The following is a 15901-nucleotide window of genomic DNA, read 5'->3' as shown; positions in this document are numbered from 1 at the left end:
GCATTCCAGATCAGCGCCCCGCCTTGCACCGGACCCGCGCCGCGCCGAGACGCAAACGCGGGCCGACACATGGAGACGCATCATGCCCGACCACCATCCGCTGCCGGAAGTCCACCTCGACGAATTGCCGCAATTCCGCGCGGTCCAGCAGCTGGCGTACCGCTGCGTCGAAACCGTCGGCGCGATGCTCTACCCCGGCATCACCGAGAAGGAAGCCGCGCGCCTCCTGACTGAATGGCTGCAGGACAACGGCGTGCACGACTGGCTGCACAAGCCGTTCGCGTGGTTCGGCGACCGCACCGCGTTCGAAGGCTTCTCGGGCCTCAAGCACATGGGTGGCTTCAATCTCGCGTTCTTCCCGAGCAACCGCCAGCTCGAAACCGACATGCCGGTGATCCTCGACGTCGCGCCGGTGCTCGACGGCATCGTCGCCGACGTCGGCTACGCGCACTGCCTCGGCCACAACCCGATCCTGGAACAGCTGCAGGACGACCTGATGGACCATCGCGAGATGATCGTGCGGCTCGTGAAGGCGCGCCGCCCGATGGCCGAGGTCGCGCAGGAAGTCGACGCGCTGTGTCGCCGCCAGGGCGTCGAGCCGCGTCACAAGGCCTATCCGTTCAAGGTGCTCGCGCATCGCGTCGCGAAGATCCACAAGCTGTCGAAGCCGCGCTTCGTCGCGCGCTTCGGGCTGAACGCGACGCGCAACCTGCTGCTCGACCAGGGCCGCGCGGCGAAGCAGCAGGGCTGGTCGCCACTGTGGTCGATCGACCGCCGCTCCGAACACGCGCCGGTGCCGGGCCTGTGGGCCGTCGAGCCGCATCTCGGCTTCGCCGGCGTCGGCGCGAAATTCGAGGAACTGCTCGTGATCACCGACGACGACGCGTACTGGCTCGACGACGACCTGCCGCACGTGCGCCGCTGGCAGCGCCGCCAGGCCGAACGCACGCAGGCCGTCGCGACCGTGCCGGCCGCCGCCTGACGCACCCGCGCCTTCCTCCCGACTCCCTGAACGACGGACTCACGATGCAGCCTCTTTCCGACGAAGCGCCGCTGGCCCTGTTCGAATCGGTTCACAGCGAAACGGCGGTCACCTCCGGCGACCTGACGCTCGCGGTCAGGACCTGGGGCGACCCCGCCCGCTCGCCGGTCGTGCTCGTGCACGGCTATCCCGACGACAGCAGCGTCTGGCAGCACGTCGCGCCGCTGCTCGCGCGCAAGCACTACGTGATCGCGTACGACGTGCGCGGCGCGGGCCTGTCCGGCGTGCCGAAACGCACGGCCGACTATCATCTGGCGAAACTGACCGACGATTTCGTCGCGGTGATCGACGCGCTCTGCCCCGGCCGCGCGGTGCACCTGGTCGCGCACGACTGGGGCTCGATCCAGGGCTGGGAATTCGTTACCGATGCCCGTCTCGCCGGCCGCATCGCGTCGTACACGTCGTGCTCGGGGCCGTGCCTCGACCACGTCGGCTTCTGGCTGCGCGAGCGCGTGCTGCGCCCGACGCCCGCATCGCTCGCCAAGCTCGGCGGCCAGCTCGTGCGCTCGTGGTACGTGTACCTGTTCCACCTGCCGTTCATTCCCGAGCTCGGCTGGCGGCTGTGGCTCGGCCGCGCGTGGCCGCGCCTGCTGCGCCGGCTCGAGAAGACGCCGGCCACGCCGCGCCCGACGCAGGCCGACGACGGCGCGCGCGGCGTGCGCCTCTATCGCGCGAACTTCATCCGCTGCCTGTTCGCGCCGCGCGAACGCCATGCGCACGCGCCCGTGCAGACGATCGTGCCGCTCGGCGACAAGTACGTGAGCCCCGCGCTGTCCGAAAACCTGTCGCGCTGGGTGCCGCAGTACTACCGTCGCGAAGTCGCGGCCGGCCACTGGCTGCCGCTTGCCGATCCCGCACGCTTCGCGGAACTCGCCGGACAACTGATCGACGCGGTCGAATCCGGCGACGAGCCGCCCGCGCTCGCGAACGCGCGCCGCCGTGCCACGAGCGGCCGTTTCAGCGGCAAGGTCGCGGTCGTCACCGGCGCGGGCAGCGGCATCGGCCGGTGCGCGGCGCTCGCGTTCGCCCGGGAAGGCGCGACGGTCGTCGCGTGCGACATCGACCTCGCGAGCGCCGAACGCACCGCGCTGCTGCTCGGATTGACCGGCGCGCAGGCGCACGCGAAACGCGTCGACGTCGGGTCCGCCGACGAGATGGAAGCGCTCGCGACGTGGGTCGGCAACGAACTCGGCGGCGCGGACATCGTGATCAACAACGCCGGCATCGGCATGGCCGGCGGCATCCTCGACACGAGCGCGCGGCACTGGGAGCGCATCCTGCACGTGAACCTGTGGGGCGTGATCCACGGCTCGCGGCTGTTCGCACAGCAGATGGCCGCGCGCGGCACCGGCGGGCACATCGTCAACACCGCGTCGGCTGCCGCGTTCGGGCCGTCGCGCGACCTGCCCGCCTACGCAACGACCAAGGCCGCCGTGCTGATGCTCAGCGAATGCATGCGCGCGGAACTCGCGGAGAAAGGCATCGGCGTGACGGCCGTGTGCCCGGGTTTCGCGGAAACCGGAATCATGGCGTCGACGCAATACGCGGGCGCCAACGCCCAGGACGAAGCACGGCTGCGCAAGCGCGCGACGAAGCTGTACCAGATGCGCGGCCTGAAACCCGAAACCGTCGCGCAGGCAATGGTCGACGGCGTGCTGCGCAACCGGCCCGTCGTCGCCGTCGGCGGCGAGGCGCACGCGATGCGCTTCGTCGGCCGCTTCATGCCGTGGCTCGGCCGGATGATCGCCCGCGTCAGCATGGCATCGCATTGACGGCGCATGGCGCCGCACAGGGAGACAACATGACCGATACCGCCGACTATCACAAGATCAAGGCCCGGCACGTGAAGTTCGACTTCAGCGACACGCCGATTACCTGGGTGCCGAACGATCCGGGCAGCACGCACATCATCAACACGCTGAACCTGCTGTTCCCGGAAGGCGAGCTGTGGTTCTGCCGCGTGTACAACAAGGCGCTGCCGCTGATCACCGATGCGCGCCTGCGCGACGAGGCCGAAGGCTTCCTGCGCCAGGAAGCCGTGCATTCACGCTCGCACGGCGGCGTGCTGAAGCACTACTACGACCGGCATGGGATCGACACGAAGCCGTTCACGCAGAAGCTCAACCGCCTCTTCACGCGCGTGCTCGGCGAGCAGCCGCTCGGGCTGAAGATCGGCCATACGCGCTTCTGGCTGCGGCAGCAGCTGGCCGTCATCGCGTCGCTCGAGCACTTCTTCGGCTATCTCGGCAACTGGGTGCTCAACGCGCACGGGCTCGACGAAGGCCGTGCCGACCCGACGATGGTCGACCTGCTGCGCTGGCACGGCGCCGAGGAAGTCGAGCACCGCACCGTCGCGTTCGACATCTACCGGCACCTGGGCGGCAACTATCCGGAGCGCTGCGTGCACATGGCGTTCGTGATCCTGCTGCTGCTCTACTACATCACGACCGGCGCGAAGTTCATGTACCGGCGCGACCCGGACGCCGGCCGCTATCCGGGCTTCGTGCGCGCGTGGTGGCAGGGTTCGCGACGCGGGCACCTGCCGTCGTTCTGGAAGGTGATCGGCGCGGCGCTGCGCTATTTCAGGCCGGGCTATACGCCGCACCACGAAGGTTCGACCGAGCAGGCGCTCGCCTACCTCGCGCGCTCGCCGGCCGCGCAGGCGGCCGCGCACGGCGGCAACTGGGGCACGACGAAGGGCGCCTGACCGCGTTTCCGGCCGGTTCGGCGGGCGGCGCCCGCCGAAATGCGTACAATCGCGGCTTCAATTTCCCGGAGGTGCCGCGATGGCCATGAAGAAAACCGATCTCGAAAAGAACAAGGCGCTCAAGCTGACGCACGCGATGAAGCAGTCCGGCTCCGCGCGTTTCGGCAAGGGTGCCGAAGAAGCGGTCAAGCTGGACCGCCGCGCGCAGCGCAAGCTCGACCAGGAACAGGGCCTCGTGCCGTTCGCGTGCAAGCTCAACGCCGAGCTCGTCGAACAGCTGAAGGCGCGTGCGGCCACGCACCCGGAAGGCATGACCGGCCTGCTGTCCGAGCTGCTCGTGAACGGCCTCGCGCAACGCGACGCGTAACCGCCACGTATCTCGAAATTTCCGTTGACAGCGCCGCGCCGCCACGACACACTCGTTCGCATGCCTATGCTCAAGCCCAACGCCATCGCGCATAAAACACGAGTGAACGCCCATGCGTGGCGATCACCGGGGGCGCTTGTGCGTTAGCATCGAGATTCAGTTGCGCATGTCACAAGGCCTCGCCGGAAACGGATGAGGCCTTTTGTTTTGGTGCGCGTCATCCCGCCCGGCTCAACGGATGGAGATGACGATGGACCAAGCAAGCCGGCTGGTTGTTTGTCGCGATCGGTGCCGCACCGACGCAATCGCATTGCCGAGAGTCGAGCTGCATTTCACGGTCGCGCCGCGCAGGACGCTGGCGTGGCGTGCCCAGCACGACGCCGAGATCCGCGTGCACGATGCGACGCTGTGGATCACGCGGCTGGGCAGCATCGACGATTACTGGATTCGAACCGGCGACGTGCTGCGCGTGCAGCGCGGCGATCGCATCTGGATCAGCACCGACGACGAGCGGCCCGCCGCAGCGTCGATCACGACTGCGTACCTGATGAAACGCGACGCGTGGCTTGCGCGTGCGCTCGCGCAGCTGCGCACGATGCTGGGCGAACGATGTCGATGACGTCCCGCGTGACGCACCTTGCATCGCTGCGCGCTCGACTCGCGTGCGCAGCGCCCTCATGAAACGCAGCACGCGCGCGGCAACGTATCGCCCGCGCATCTCCCGAAAATTGTCGTTGACAACACCGCAGCCCGACAACAAAATCGTTCGCATGCCTACGTTCAAGCTCATCGCCGTCGCGATTCATTGCTCGATGAACATTCGAAAGAATGATTCACGGGAGGCGCTTGTGCGTTAGCAATCGAGCAGTACCGCATGTCACACAAGGCCTCGCCGGAAACGGATGAGGCCTTTTTGTTCTGGTGCGCGTCATCCGTCCGGCTCACTGAATGGAGAAGACGATGGACCAGGCAAGCCAGCTGTTTGACCGTCCCGATCGGCGCCGCACCGGCACGATCGCACTACCGACTGTCGTGATCCGTTTCGCGGTCGCGCCGCGCACGACGATGACCTGGCGCGCGCCGCAGGATGCGGAGCTCCGCACGCATGGCGCGGCGCTGTGGGTCACGCGCCCGCCAAGCGTCGACGATGACTGGGTGCGCCCCGGCGACGTGCTGCGCATCGCGCGCGGCGAGCGCATCTGGATCGGCACCGATGCCGACCGATCGGCTGAAGCGACGATCACGACCGCGTACGTGCGCCGCGGCGAGCGCTTCAGGCGCGCGCTCGCGCAAGTGCAACGTTTGCTCGTCGGGGTAGGGAGAAGCAGCGGATGAGCGACGTGCCGTCAAGCACGCGAGACGCGGAACGGCCGCGACCGGAAACAGACGCACCCGCGGCGCAGCACGCCGCAGGTGCGCATCGAATGCCGCGGCACGCAAGTGCGTGCCGCGAGCGATCGCGCGCCGTGCGCAACGACCGGATGCAGTGCGTGCATCAGGTGCTGGCGGCGAGACGCGGGCCCGTGCTCCGGGGAGTGGAATCGAGGTCGGGACGTTGCGCTGCCTGCGAGGTCACCCACGGATCGATGCCCTGCTTCTGCACCTCTTCGAGGAATGACACTCGTGTACGCCAGTAATCCGCTTGTAATTTCGCATCGATGACGCGCTGTTCGGCTGCGAACAGTTCCATGCGCGCCGTCACGAGCATCGACGCAGCGGTTTTTTCCGGCGTGGGGGCGTGTCGCATCGCCCAACGGCTGATCCAGTTCAACATGCTGACCTCCGTGATTTACGGACGAACCCGCATCGGGCAATCGCAATCGGCCGTGCCTGCCCGAACGCGCAACGGCCTTGACCGCCATTCACCGCCTGGCCTGCACGGACTGCGACTCCCCCGCGTCGGCAATTACCGGCCGGCGTGTGCATGCGCGGTGTATCTATCGTAGAAAGACTTGCCGGTTTATGCGATGGGGTCTTGCAATCTTTTACACAGAAACCACAGTCGCGCCCGCATCGCGAAATGACAGTTGCGGACGGGACGGCTTCGGCGCAGGATAGCCCGATATCTGCACCCGCCCGAGCTGACGAATGGCCGCTGCGGGCCGCTGCCGGGCATTCTTACCGGCCGCGCACGGGTGTCCGCGCGGTTTCCATCGCATGTCGTCGCGCACTCGCCACGCGCGATGCGGCCGCCATGCCGTTGCGCACGCATCGGCCGGTTTTCCGCGTCCCTCCCGCTTCCGCTTCCTTCATTTCGCCCGCTTCCGCCATTTCTGCCGGTCCGTGCCGCGCGAACCGGTAAAATGCGCGCCTTCGTCGCGCGGCCGGGCTGCCAGACCGTTCGCGCGCAGGCAACCGATCGTGCCCTCCAACTATATCGTCCGAGCTATCCGCGCTATTACAATCCGCCGATAGCCGGGCAATAGTGGCTGGTTACATTAGGCCGGCCGCGCGCTGCCTGTAAAACAATTCGGCACAACAATCAACACGATCCGACCGGAGAAACGCCTTCATGGAATCCATCAAGCGGTATTTCGGCTTCGCTGAAGCCGGCACCGACTTCCGCACCGAGATACTCGCGGGCGTCACCACGTTCCTGACGATGGCTTACATCATCTTCGTCAACCCCGCGATCCTCGGCGATGCCGGCATGCCGAAGGAATCCGTGTTCGTCGCGACCTGCCTCGTCGCGGCGCTGGCGTCGATCATCATGGGGCTGTACGCGAACTACCCGATCGCGTGCGCACCCGGCATGGGCCTGAACGCGTATTTCGCGTACACGGTCGTCAAGGGGATGGGCTTCACGTGGCAGGCCGCGCTCGGCGCCGTGTTCATCTCCGGCTGCCTGTTCCTGCTCGTCACGCTGTTCCGCGTGCGCGAGGCGATCGTCAACGGCATTCCGAAATCGCTGCGGATCTCGATCACCGCCGGTATCGGCCTGTTCCTCGGCATCATCTCGCTGAAGACGTCGGGCGTGATCGTCGGCAACCCGGCCACGCTCGTCACGCTCGGCGACCTGCACAAGCACGAGACGATCCTCGCGATCGTAGGCTTCTTCACGATCGTCACGCTCGACCACCTGCGCGTGCGCGGCGCGATCCTGATCGGCATCATCGGCGTGACGATCCTGTCGTTCTTCTTCGCCGGCAACCAGTTCCACGGCGTGTTCTCCGCGCCGCCGTCGATCGATGCGACGCTGTTCAAGCTCGACATCGGCGCCGCGCTGTCGACCGGCATCATCAACGTGATCCTCGTGTTCTTCCTCGTCGAGCTGTTCGACGCGACGGGCACGCTGATGGGCGTCGCGAACCGCGCGGGCCTGCTCGTCGAGGGCAAGATGAACCGCCTGAACAAGGCGCTGCTCGCCGACAGCACGGCGATCGTCGCGGGCTCGGTGCTCGGCACGTCGTCGACCACCGCGTATATCGAAAGCGCGTCGGGCGTGCAGGCCGGCGGCCGCACGGGCGTGACGGCGATCACCGTCGCGATACTGTTCCTCGCGTGCCTGTTCATCGCCCCGCTCGCCGGCGTCGTGCCGGCCTACGCAACGGCGCCGGCATTGCTGTACGTGTCGTGCCTGATGCTGCGCGAGATGGTCGAAGTACCGTGGGACGATGCGACGGAAGCCGTGCCGGCCGCGCTGACCGCGCTGCTGATGCCGTTCACGTACTCGATCGCGAACGGCGTCGCGTTCGGCTTCATCGCATACGGCGGCCTCAAGCTGCTGACGGGCCAGGCGCGCACGGTCAAGCCGATCGTGTGGATCATCGCGGCCGTGTTCCTGTTCCGCTTCTTCTATCTCGGCAGCGAATGACGGTGGCGCTTCGGCGCGATGCATGATGAAAAAACGCCACCCTCGGGTGGCGTTTCTTTTTCCTCGCGATTTCTTCTGCGATCCTGAGAATCGCCGTACCGGGCCGTGCGTGCGCCAGGTCAACCGGTGCTGCCCGCATACGAAAATGCCGCCCGGCCCCGCCGAACGGCATTGCGTGAAGGCAACGTCTTCGCGTGCGCCGCGCTCGGTCGCGCGCGCCGCAAGACGAGCGTCGTGTCGTCAGCGCCAGTTGGCTTCGTAGAAGCGCACGTAACCGCTGCGCAGCGTCACGCACTGCGCGCGCGTCTCCGACAGCAGGCGTCGCGCAGCCGCCTCGATACGGTCGCGGTGCTGGTCGAATGCGCCGACCATGTCCTCGAAGCGCGGCGATGCCGCGCCGAAGTGGTCTTCCAGCGCCTCGGCGGTGATCTGACATTGGACGCGCTCGCCATTGACCAGTGCCGTGAATGCAAGCATCAGGTCACGCCCCGAATACTCGGGCTTCTCATTCGTGAAATGGATCTGCATGGGAGCTGCCTCGACCGGTAGAAAACGAATGACCGCGTCCGTCGTCCGCTACCGGCCGGACGAAATGTACGCGGGCTCGCCGGCGGAGGCCCCGACCGCGGAGTGTGGCGCGGTCGATGCATGCCGGTTGATTTCCACTTTAGACGGTTTCGCGCAGGAGACAAATTTTCCCGCATGCGTCGTTCCGACGCGCCATTCGTCAGATCAGCGCGGCATCAGGCACCGTTTCGGAAACGGGCGTCAGTGCGGATCGGTGGGCCAGATGTTGAGCGCGATCGCGGCGGTCGTGACGCCCACCGCAATCGCGGCCGCCCCGTATTGCACCGCATCGGTCAGATCGAACAGCAATCCGTGGATCGCCACGGCAATGCCGCCCAGCATGATGAACGTGGCGATGGCCGCCAGCACGACTCTCAGTTCCGTCCGAACCATGATGCGTCTCCCGAACGGATGCATGTCGCGTCGCATGCATGTTGCAGTGCGGAACACGGCGCGTGCGTGCTCCATTTCCATCATTGCAGGCGGGCGCTTAAAAGCAAGGGGATTTTGTTCGCGGTCGCGCATCGCACGTGGCGCTTGTATGATGATGCGTACCCGGACGGTCGGCTGTTGCGCCGGATGGTGCACCGCGAGCGGAGACACACTCCGCCGCCGGTTCCGATTCGGTCGGCCCAGGTTGCCCCGGGAACAGGAGACAAGTCATGCCGCAACCCTTCGTGCTGCCCGCCGCCGCGGGTCGCACCGACCTGCTCGCGCAGGCGCATGCGCGTTCGACCGCGGTCGGCCTGCGCGCGCACGAACGCCCCGATTTCGCGCCGCTGTCGCGCCTCGCGCTGCGCGAACTGCTCGACACGAATCACACGCTGTTCTCGCACGCGCGCCCGGTGATGGAAGACCTCCACGCACAGATCGCCGATACGCAAAGCCTCGTGCTGCTGACCGACGCCGACGGCGTGATCCTGCACAGCATCGGCGACGCGGACTTCATCGAGAAAGCCAACCGCGTCGCGCTGTGCACCGGCGTGTCGTGGGCCGAAGGCGCGCGCGGCACCAATGCGATCGGCACCGCGCTCGCGTCGGGCCAGGCCGTCGTCGTGCATGGGTCCGAGCACTTCCTGCGCGCGAACCACATCCTCACCTGCTCGTGCGCGCCGATCGTCGATCCGTTCGGCCGCACGCTCGGCACGCTCGACGTGAGCGGCGACCCGCGCGGCTCAAGCCCGCATACGCTCGCGCTCGTACGGATGTCCGCGCAGCTGATCGAGAACCATCTGTTCGCGAACCAGTGCGGCGAAGCGCTGCGGCTGCGCTTTCACGCACACGAGGATTGCGTCGACTCGCTGTTCGCCGGGCTCGTCGCGTTCGGCCCCGACGGCGGGCTGATCGCCGCGAACCGCAGCGCGCAATTCCAGCTCGGCGCATCGTTCGACGCGCTGCAGCATCAGGCCTGCGATGCGCTGTTCGGCATGCGCTTCGGCCAGCTCGCGCAGCAGGCCGCCCGCGCGCCGGGCGCCACGTTCCGTCTGACGTTGTCGACCGGCGTGCGCGTGCTCGCACGCTGCGAATTCCCGGAAGCGCAGAAGACGGCCGTGGCCGTCACGCCGCCCGCGCCGGCCGCACGCGTACGCGCGCCGGACCCCGACACCATCACGTTCGCGACGCTCGACACCGGTGACGCACGCATGGCCGCCGTGCTCGAGCGCGTCGCGAAAATCCGCGGGCGCGACCTGCCGCTGCTGATCCTCGGCCAGACGGGCACCGGCAAGGAATGGCTCGCCCGCGCGCTGCACCAGGCGTCGCCGCGCGCGGACGGCCCGTTCGTCGCGGTCAACTGCGCGGCGCTGCCCGATTCGCTGATCGAGGCCGAACTGTTCGGCTATGAAGACGGCGCGTTCACGGGCGCGCGCAAGCGCGGCAGCCCCGGCAAGATCGCGCAGGCCGACGGCGGCACGCTGTTTCTCGACGAAATCGGCGACATGCCGCTCGCGCAGCAGGTGCGGCTGATGCGCGTGCTGCAGGAACGCGCGGTGATGCCGCTCGGCGGCGCACGCGCGGTGCCGGTCGACGTGCGCGTGGTCTGCGCGACCCATCGCGACCTGCGCGCGATGATCGCGGACGGTACGTTCCGCGAAGATTTGTTCTACCGGATCAACGGGCTCGCGGTCACGCTGCCGGCGCTCGCCGCACGTACCGACCTGCCCGCGCTCGTCGAGCGCATCCTGGCGCGGCTGGCACGCAGCGAACCGATGCCGCGCCGTATCGCGGCCGACGTGCTCGACGCGTTCACGCGCCATCGCTGGCCCGGCAACCTGCGGCAGATGACGAACGTGCTGCGCACGGCCGGCATGCTCGCCGAAGACGAAGCCGAAATCGCGCTCGCGCATTTGCCCGACGATTTCTGGCTCGACTGCGACGACGCGCCGGCCATGCCCGCCGCAGCTGCGCCGGTCATGCCGACCGCACTGGCCGGCACGCGCGAAGGCACGACGCTGCAAAGCCACCAGGCCGCGGTGATCGACGCCGCGCTGGCGCGGCATGGCGGTAACGTATCGGCGGCCGCGCGCGAGCTCGGCCTCGCGCGCAATACCGTGTACCGCTACCTGCGGCGGCACTGACGCCCACGGCCGGCGGAGGCTGCCGGCCGCTTCGGGTATGCTTGGCGCGTTGCCGCCGAACCGCCGCCCGCATTCGTCATGACCGACCCAGACCACCCACCCCTCGTGCGCATCGAGCCGCTCGGCACGACCTTCGACGCCCCCGATTCGCTGACGCTGCTCGAAGCCGCCGCGTTCGCGCGCGTCTCGCTGCCGCGCTCGTGCCGCAACGGCACATGCCGAAGCTGCCTTTGCCGGATCGTCAGCGGCAGCGTACGCTACACGATCGAATGGCCGGGACTGAGCCGCGAGGAAAAGGCCGACGGCTATACGCTGCCGTGCGTGGCCGTCGCGACGTCGGACCTCGTGCTCGACGTGCCCGACGCGGTCATGCTCGACTAGATGCGGCGTGCGGTCGCGCGCGCCGCCCTGCAACGCCTGATCCTGCATGGAGAACGTGATGACCCAGCAAACCGACCGCATCGAGAAACACGCCCAGCTCGCGGCTTCGCCAGACCGCGTCTGGGAAGCCGTCAGCAATTCCGGCGAATTCGGCGAGTGGTTCGGCGTGACGTTCGACGGTCCTTTCGCGGCCGGCCAGCCGCTGTTCGGCCGCATCACGCCGACCCGCGTCGACGACGACGTCGCCAAGGCGCAAGAGCCCTATGCGGGCACTGTGTTCGAAATCGTCGTCGATCGCGTTGAACCGAAGCAACTGTTCTCGTTTCGCTGGCACCCATTCGCGATCGACCCGAATTTCGATTACGCGTCGGAGCCGATGACGCTCGTCACGTTCACGCTCGCCGCCCAGGCCGGCGGCACGCTGCTCACGGTCACCGAAACGGGCTTCGACCAGTTGATCGAAGCGCGCCGTGCGAAGGCGCGCGAGATGAACGACCACGGCTGGACCGCGCAGATGATGCTGATCACGAAGTACCTGGCGAAGCACGCGTAGCGTGCCGCTTCGTCGCACACCGCTGCCGTCCCGCGAATCGACGTGCGTGGCATAATCCGCTCCATCGTCGCCCACCCGCCGCCGCGCATCGCATGCTGAGTCGTCGCCTCCGGAAGATCGGCAGTCTGATCGGGATGCTCGCCATCCTGATGACGGCGCTCGCGCCGGCGATCTCGCAGGCGCTGACGACGCAAGGGCGTGTCGACGCGCTGCTGGCCGGCTACTGCACGGCCGCGCCGGCCACCGGCGACCACTCGGCCGATGCGTCGACGAAGCGCCTGCAAGCCCATCTCCAGGCATGCGGCTATTGCAGCCTGCTGGCCCATTCGCCCGGGCTGCCCGCGCCCGAACTGACGTTCGCGGCCAACGTGCGGGTGATCCAGCACCGCGCGGCCACCCGCTTCGAAAGCCTGCGCCGCGCGCTGCCGCTCACGGCCGCGCAGCCGCGCGCCCCGCCGTTCACGTCCTGATCCGTTGCCGCCACGCGTGATGCCGTAGCGCATCGCGCGGCCCGCGCACGCCGCCCGCGTGCGTGACATGTCACGTTTCGAAGGACGATCACCGTCATGAACACCGCCACTTTCTTTCGCGGCACACTCGCCGCGCTCGGCTTCATCGTCATCCAGGCTGCGCACGCGCATGCCACGCCGAAAACGCAGGACCCGGCCGCCGACGCCACGCTGTCGGCCGCACCGCACGCAGTCACGATCAATTTCAGCGAAGCGCTCGAACCGGCCTTCAGCTCGATCGCCGTCACCGACAGCCGCGGGCAATCGGTCGCCGACGGGAAATCGGCCGTCGACGCCGGCAACCGGAAGCGGATGCAGGTCGCGCTGGCCAGCCTGGCGGCCGGCACGTACACGGTCGCGTGGGTCGCCGTCGCAACCGACGGCCATCGCACGCAAGGCCGCTACACGTTCACGCTGAAGTAACGCACGCGCGCCCCCTGCGTCCCACCATAAGGAGAACAAACGATGAAACGCCCGATTCCGACCGCCCTGCTCGTTGCATTGCTCGCACTGCAAGCCCCTGCCACGTTCGCTGCGCCGGCCGTGCAGGCCGATGCGTGCTGGATCCGCGCGATGCCGGCGACGGTACCGTCGTCCGGCTACTTCACGCTGAAGAACGACGGCGACACACCCGCCACGCTGACGGGCATCGACAGCCCCGCGTACGGGATGGCGATGGTGCATGAAACGCAGACGAACGGCAGCACTGCGAAGATGGTTCATGTCGACTCGGTCGTCGTCCCCGCGCACGGCTCGGTGGTCTTCAAGCCGAAGGGCTATCACGTGATGCTGGAGGAGCCGCGCCGCGCCGTCGCGCCCGGCGCGAAGGTACCGTTCCGGCTGCATTTCGCGGACGGCTCGACGGTGCCGGTCACCTGCGACGCGAAGCCGCCGACCTACGCCGGCCAGTAACGCGCCCCTTACCGCGAACGAAGGAGACGCACATGAAAGACCGCCTGCCGCTGGCCGACCTGATCGTCCGCTACCGGACGCCGCTGAATCTCGCCGTGCTGATCGTCTGCGGGTTGTGGGCCGCATGGATCGCGTGGATGACGCGGCCCACCGCGATCGACACGCCGCCGTCGATCCCCGCGTACTGCATGCGCGACGCGCGCTGACGCGCCGCGCCCGCGCGGTTCCGGCGGCGGTCCGCGCCATTATTGACGTGGCATCATCGGTGCATCCTGACCGCCGGAACCGCCACTCGGAGCGCCGCATGTCCATTCAGACCTGGATGCTGTTTGCCGCAGCCTATCTCGCCACGACGCTGTCGCCGGGGCCGAACGTGCTGCTCGTGATCCGCAACACGGTGCGCTACGGGTCGCACGGCACCGCCGCGACGATCGCGGGCAACCTCGTCGCACAGGGCGTGGTCGTGCTGCTCGTCGCGCTCGGCGTCGGCGCGGTGCTGGCCGCGATGCCGCCGCTGTTCGTCGCGATGAAGATCGTCGGCGCCGCGTACCTGATCGTTCTGGGTGTCCGGCAACTGCGCGGCGACCGCAAGGCTGCCGCGTCGGGCAGCGCCGCGGAAATCGCCGTGCCCGACCGCAGGAAGCTGTTCCGCGAAGCGCTGTTCGTGTCGGGCAGCAATCCGAAGACGATGATCTTCCTGTCGGCGTTCATGCCGCAGTTCATCGTGCACGACCGCCCGCTCGCGCTGCAGTTCGTCGTGATGTACGCGACGATCGCCTGCACCGTCGTGGTCGTTCACAGCGTCTATTCGGCCGGCGTGCGCCGGTTCCATCGCGGTTTCGGCATGAGCGGCGCGGTAGGTGCGCTCAAACGTGCCAGCGGGCTGCTGTTCGTCGGGCTCGGGATCAAGCTGCTGACCGCGCGGCAGGCGTAAGCGGGCGCTCGCGTCAGCGCGTGTGCGCGGCGAGCGCCGTCGCGATCTCGCCGAACGACGGACGCGCGTCGACATCCTCATTCAGGCAGGCCGCCGCGAGCGCATCGAGCGCATCCGTGCGCGGCTCGCATCGCTCGAGCAACTCGCCGAGCAGATGGCCGAACGCGCGCACCTCGATCCGTTCGAACCTGCCGCCGCGCGTGCGGTCGTTCACGTCGTAGAGCGACGCCGCACCGAAATCCCCGAGCAACGCGCCGCCTGCCCCGTCGTGCAGGATGTTGTGTGCATACAGGTCGCCATGCATGATGCCGCGCGCATGCAGGTGGCCCGCGACCGACGCGATGCCGTGCGCGATCCGCACCGCTTCCGCCGGCGCGAATCTCTCGTCGGCCGCATATACGTCGCGCGTGCAGGACGCGAAGCTCGGCGGCCCGGCGAGATTCCTGAGCGCCGGATCGACCAGTTCCATCACGAGACCGTGCGTGCCGTCCGGATGCCCGCGCACCTTGCCGATCACCGGGATCAGGTCCGGGTGGCGACCGGCATGCAGGCACGCGGCCATTTCGCAATCGGGCAGGCCGTCGCTCGTCACCGCGCCTTTGAACAGCTTGACCGCGACGGCTCGTGAAGCGTGCCCTTGCGCGCGCCACTGCGCGCGGTAAATGACGCCCGATGCGCCCTCGCCCAGCTTCCGTTCACATGAAAGCGACGCCCAGTCGATCTCCGCGACGTCCGGCCCCGCAGACGCCGCGGCCTCCGGCGCCGCGCCGAACGGATTGCCGGCAGCGGCGAGCCACGCGAGGCGCGGCAGGCGCAGCAGCCAGTCGGGCAACGCGTCCAGCCGGTTCGCCGACAGGCGCACCAGTTCGAGCGCACGACAGGCGGCCATCTCGGCCGGCAGCGCGCGCAGCCGATTGCCCGCGAGCATGAGCTTCTGCAGCCGCGAACAGTCGCCGATGTCGGCAGGCAGCGCCTCGATCGCATTGTCGGTGAGGATCAGCCAGCGCAGCGCACGCGGCAATGCACCGCGCGGCACCGTGCGGATCCGGTTCGCCTTGAAGCCGATCATGTCGAGTTGCCCGCACGCGCCAAGCACGTCGGGAAACGCGGTGAAGCGGTTGCCGGACGCAAACAGGATGCGCAGGCGATGCAGCCGCGGCAGGTCGTCCGGCAGCGCGGACAGCGCATTGCCGGTCAGGTCGAGCACTTCGAGCGTGTCGGCAAGTTCGAAGATCTCGCGCGGAAATTCGGTCAACCCGCATGCGAGCTTGAGTTGCCGTGCGCCCGACAGTTGTCCGGCCTGCAGTTGTTCGAGGGTGTGGGTCACGGGAGAAAACGGGTTGCGGTTGCGATGATCGTCAGACCGATCCGACGAATTCTACCGGGATCGCCTTCAAGCAAAACCACAACCTTGTCACGGCCCCTTCACAAATGCGCGATGTGACGTTAGAATTGCGCCCCTTGCAGTGCCGACGTGGTGAAATTGGTAGACACGCTATCTTGAGGGGGTAGTGGCGAAAGCTGTGCGAGTTCGAGTCT

Annotated in this window: 20 protein-coding genes; 16 read left to right on the top strand and 4 right to left on the bottom strand. The window is 67.8% G+C overall.

All coding sequences use genetic code 11. The annotated features are described in order from the left end of the window. The first annotated feature begins 82 nt into the window (after positions 1 to 82). The 7 genes from DIE03_RS34670 (at position 83) to DIE03_RS34640 (ending at position 5451) form a co-directional block, all read left to right on the top strand. Positions 83 to 982: a M24 family metallopeptidase gene (locus tag DIE03_RS34670; RefSeq protein WP_124456607.1), complete on the top strand. Its 900-nt coding sequence runs from the start codon at positions 83 to 85 to the stop codon at positions 980 to 982. 44 nt (positions 983 to 1026) lie between these two features. Then, entirely contained in the window at positions 1027 to 2814 is a 1788-nt protein-coding gene (locus tag DIE03_RS34665; RefSeq protein ID WP_124456606.1) for an SDR family oxidoreductase, read from the top strand. Between the two features lie 29 nt (positions 2815 to 2843). Then, positions 2844 to 3749, top strand: coding sequence for a metal-dependent hydrolase (locus tag DIE03_RS34660; protein ID WP_124456605.1), 906 nt, complete (start codon positions 2844 to 2846; stop codon positions 3747 to 3749). Between the two features lie 79 nt (positions 3750 to 3828). Continuing rightward, entirely contained in the window at positions 3829 to 4116 is a 288-nt protein-coding gene (locus DIE03_RS34655) for a hypothetical protein (protein WP_124456604.1), read from the top strand. Between the two features lie 250 nt (positions 4117 to 4366). Further along, positions 4367 to 4735 carry a DUF2917 domain-containing protein gene (locus DIE03_RS34650; protein WP_124456603.1) on the top strand — a complete coding sequence of 123 codons (369 nt, stop codon included), beginning with the start codon at positions 4367 to 4369 and terminating at the stop codon, positions 4733 to 4735. A 58-nt stretch (positions 4736 to 4793) separates the two neighbouring features. Then, on the top strand, positions 4794 to 4973 hold the full coding sequence (locus DIE03_RS34645; protein WP_124456602.1) for a hypothetical protein: 180 nt from the start codon (positions 4794 to 4796) through the stop codon (positions 4971 to 4973). A 103-nt stretch (positions 4974 to 5076) separates the two neighbouring features. Beyond that, positions 5077 to 5451, top strand: coding sequence for a DUF2917 domain-containing protein (locus DIE03_RS34640; protein WP_124456601.1), 375 nt, complete (start codon positions 5077 to 5079; stop codon positions 5449 to 5451). Between the two features lie 160 nt (positions 5452 to 5611). Here the strand turns inward: DIE03_RS34640 and DIE03_RS34635 are convergent, their stop codons facing one another. Then, complete coding sequence (locus DIE03_RS34635; RefSeq protein WP_006480752.1) at positions 5612 to 5890, bottom strand: hypothetical protein; 279 nt, start codon at positions 5888 to 5890, stop codon at positions 5612 to 5614. 738 nt (positions 5891 to 6628) lie between these two features. Here DIE03_RS34635 and DIE03_RS34625 point away from each other — a divergent pair. After that, positions 6629 to 7930, top strand: coding sequence for an NCS2 family permease (locus DIE03_RS34625; protein ID WP_124456600.1), 1302 nt, complete (start codon positions 6629 to 6631; stop codon positions 7928 to 7930). Positions 7931 to 8170: 240 nt separating this feature from the next. Here DIE03_RS34625 and DIE03_RS34620 read toward each other — a convergent pair whose 3' ends face one another. After that, positions 8171 to 8458 (bottom strand): DUF1488 domain-containing protein, encoded by a 288-nt coding sequence (locus DIE03_RS34620; protein ID WP_011354308.1) that lies wholly within the window; start codon positions 8456 to 8458, stop codon positions 8171 to 8173. A 240-nt stretch (positions 8459 to 8698) separates the two neighbouring features. Continuing rightward, entirely contained in the window at positions 8699 to 8974 is a 276-nt protein-coding gene (locus DIE03_RS34615) for a DUF2964 family protein (protein ID WP_311767318.1), read from the bottom strand. 185 nt (positions 8975 to 9159) lie between these two features. Between DIE03_RS34615 and DIE03_RS34610 the strand changes: the two genes are divergently transcribed. From DIE03_RS34610 to DIE03_RS34580, 8 genes are all read left to right on the top strand, one after another. Further along, complete coding sequence (locus DIE03_RS34610; protein WP_124456599.1) at positions 9160 to 11073, top strand: sigma-54-dependent Fis family transcriptional regulator; 1914 nt, start codon at positions 9160 to 9162, stop codon at positions 11071 to 11073. A gap of 78 nt (positions 11074 to 11151) precedes the next feature. Then, positions 11152 to 11454 (top strand): 2Fe-2S iron-sulfur cluster-binding protein, encoded by a 303-nt coding sequence (locus DIE03_RS34605; RefSeq protein ID WP_077220533.1) that lies wholly within the window; start codon positions 11152 to 11154, stop codon positions 11452 to 11454. Between the two features lie 58 nt (positions 11455 to 11512). Then, a complete protein-coding gene (locus DIE03_RS34600) occupies positions 11513 to 12007 on the top strand; it encodes an SRPBCC family protein (protein ID WP_124456598.1) in 495 nt (164 codons plus the stop codon). 92 nt (positions 12008 to 12099) lie between these two features. After that, the gene (locus DIE03_RS34595) at positions 12100 to 12477 is read left to right on the top strand and encodes a DUF2946 domain-containing protein (RefSeq protein ID WP_124456597.1); all 378 of its coding nucleotides are present in this window, start codon (positions 12100 to 12102) and stop codon (positions 12475 to 12477) included. Between the two features lie 96 nt (positions 12478 to 12573). After that, entirely contained in the window at positions 12574 to 12939 is a 366-nt protein-coding gene (copC, locus tag DIE03_RS34590; protein WP_124456596.1) for a copper homeostasis periplasmic binding protein CopC, read from the top strand. A 42-nt stretch (positions 12940 to 12981) separates the two neighbouring features. Beyond that, positions 12982 to 13428 (top strand): copper chaperone PCu(A)C, encoded by a 447-nt coding sequence (locus tag DIE03_RS34585; protein ID WP_124456595.1) that lies wholly within the window; start codon positions 12982 to 12984, stop codon positions 13426 to 13428. Between the two features lie 32 nt (positions 13429 to 13460). Continuing rightward, the gene (locus tag DIE03_RS38515; protein ID WP_185658285.1) at positions 13461 to 13634 is read left to right on the top strand and encodes a hypothetical protein; all 174 of its coding nucleotides are present in this window, start codon (positions 13461 to 13463) and stop codon (positions 13632 to 13634) included. 98 nt (positions 13635 to 13732) lie between these two features. Then, positions 13733 to 14362 (top strand): LysE family translocator, encoded by a 630-nt coding sequence (locus tag DIE03_RS34580; protein WP_124456594.1) that lies wholly within the window; start codon positions 13733 to 13735, stop codon positions 14360 to 14362. A gap of 13 nt (positions 14363 to 14375) precedes the next feature. Here DIE03_RS34580 and DIE03_RS34575 read toward each other — a convergent pair whose 3' ends face one another. After that, positions 14376 to 15689: a leucine-rich repeat-containing protein kinase family protein gene (locus DIE03_RS34575; protein ID WP_124456593.1), complete on the bottom strand. Its 1314-nt coding sequence runs from the start codon at positions 15687 to 15689 to the stop codon at positions 14376 to 14378. Positions 15690 to 15901: the final 212 nt, after the last annotated feature.

It is taken from the genome of Burkholderia sp. Bp8992, from assembly GCF_003853705.1.
Classification (GTDB): Bacteria; Pseudomonadota; Gammaproteobacteria; order Burkholderiales; family Burkholderiaceae; genus Burkholderia.
This window is presented reverse-complemented; position numbering and strand designations above follow the sequence as displayed.

Coding starts and splice junctions, on each gene's coding strand:
- DIE03_RS34670 (WP_124456607.1), top strand. CDS start 83: ATGCCCGACCACCATCCGCTGCCGGAAGTCCACCTCGACGAATTGCCG.
- DIE03_RS34665 (WP_124456606.1), top strand. CDS start 1,027: ATGCAGCCTCTTTCCGACGAAGCGCCGCTGGCCCTGTTCGAATCGGTT.
- DIE03_RS34660 (WP_124456605.1), top strand. CDS start 2,844: ATGACCGATACCGCCGACTATCACAAGATCAAGGCCCGGCACGTGAAG.
- DIE03_RS34655 (WP_124456604.1), top strand. CDS start 3,829: ATGGCCATGAAGAAAACCGATCTCGAAAAGAACAAGGCGCTCAAGCTG.
- DIE03_RS34650 (WP_124456603.1), top strand. CDS start 4,367: ATGGACCAAGCAAGCCGGCTGGTTGTTTGTCGCGATCGGTGCCGCACC.
- DIE03_RS34645 (WP_124456602.1), top strand. CDS start 4,794: ATGAAACGCAGCACGCGCGCGGCAACGTATCGCCCGCGCATCTCCCGA.
- DIE03_RS34640 (WP_124456601.1), top strand. CDS start 5,077: ATGGACCAGGCAAGCCAGCTGTTTGACCGTCCCGATCGGCGCCGCACC.
- DIE03_RS34635 (WP_006480752.1), bottom strand. CDS start 5,890: ATGTTGAACTGGATCAGCCGTTGGGCGATGCGACACGCCCCCACGCCG.
- DIE03_RS34625 (WP_124456600.1), top strand. CDS start 6,629: ATGGAATCCATCAAGCGGTATTTCGGCTTCGCTGAAGCCGGCACCGAC.
- DIE03_RS34620 (WP_011354308.1), bottom strand. CDS start 8,458: ATGCAGATCCATTTCACGAATGAGAAGCCCGAGTATTCGGGGCGTGAC.
- DIE03_RS34615 (WP_311767318.1), bottom strand. CDS start 8,974: ATGATGGAAATGGAGCACGCACGCGCCGTGTTCCGCACTGCAACATGC.
- DIE03_RS34610 (WP_124456599.1), top strand. CDS start 9,160: ATGCCGCAACCCTTCGTGCTGCCCGCCGCCGCGGGTCGCACCGACCTG.
- DIE03_RS34605 (WP_077220533.1), top strand. CDS start 11,152: ATGACCGACCCAGACCACCCACCCCTCGTGCGCATCGAGCCGCTCGGC.
- DIE03_RS34600 (WP_124456598.1), top strand. CDS start 11,513: ATGACCCAGCAAACCGACCGCATCGAGAAACACGCCCAGCTCGCGGCT.
- DIE03_RS34595 (WP_124456597.1), top strand. CDS start 12,100: ATGCTGAGTCGTCGCCTCCGGAAGATCGGCAGTCTGATCGGGATGCTC.
- copC (WP_124456596.1), top strand. CDS start 12,574: ATGAACACCGCCACTTTCTTTCGCGGCACACTCGCCGCGCTCGGCTTC.
- DIE03_RS34585 (WP_124456595.1), top strand. CDS start 12,982: ATGAAACGCCCGATTCCGACCGCCCTGCTCGTTGCATTGCTCGCACTG.
- DIE03_RS38515 (WP_185658285.1), top strand. CDS start 13,461: ATGAAAGACCGCCTGCCGCTGGCCGACCTGATCGTCCGCTACCGGACG.
- DIE03_RS34580 (WP_124456594.1), top strand. CDS start 13,733: ATGTCCATTCAGACCTGGATGCTGTTTGCCGCAGCCTATCTCGCCACG.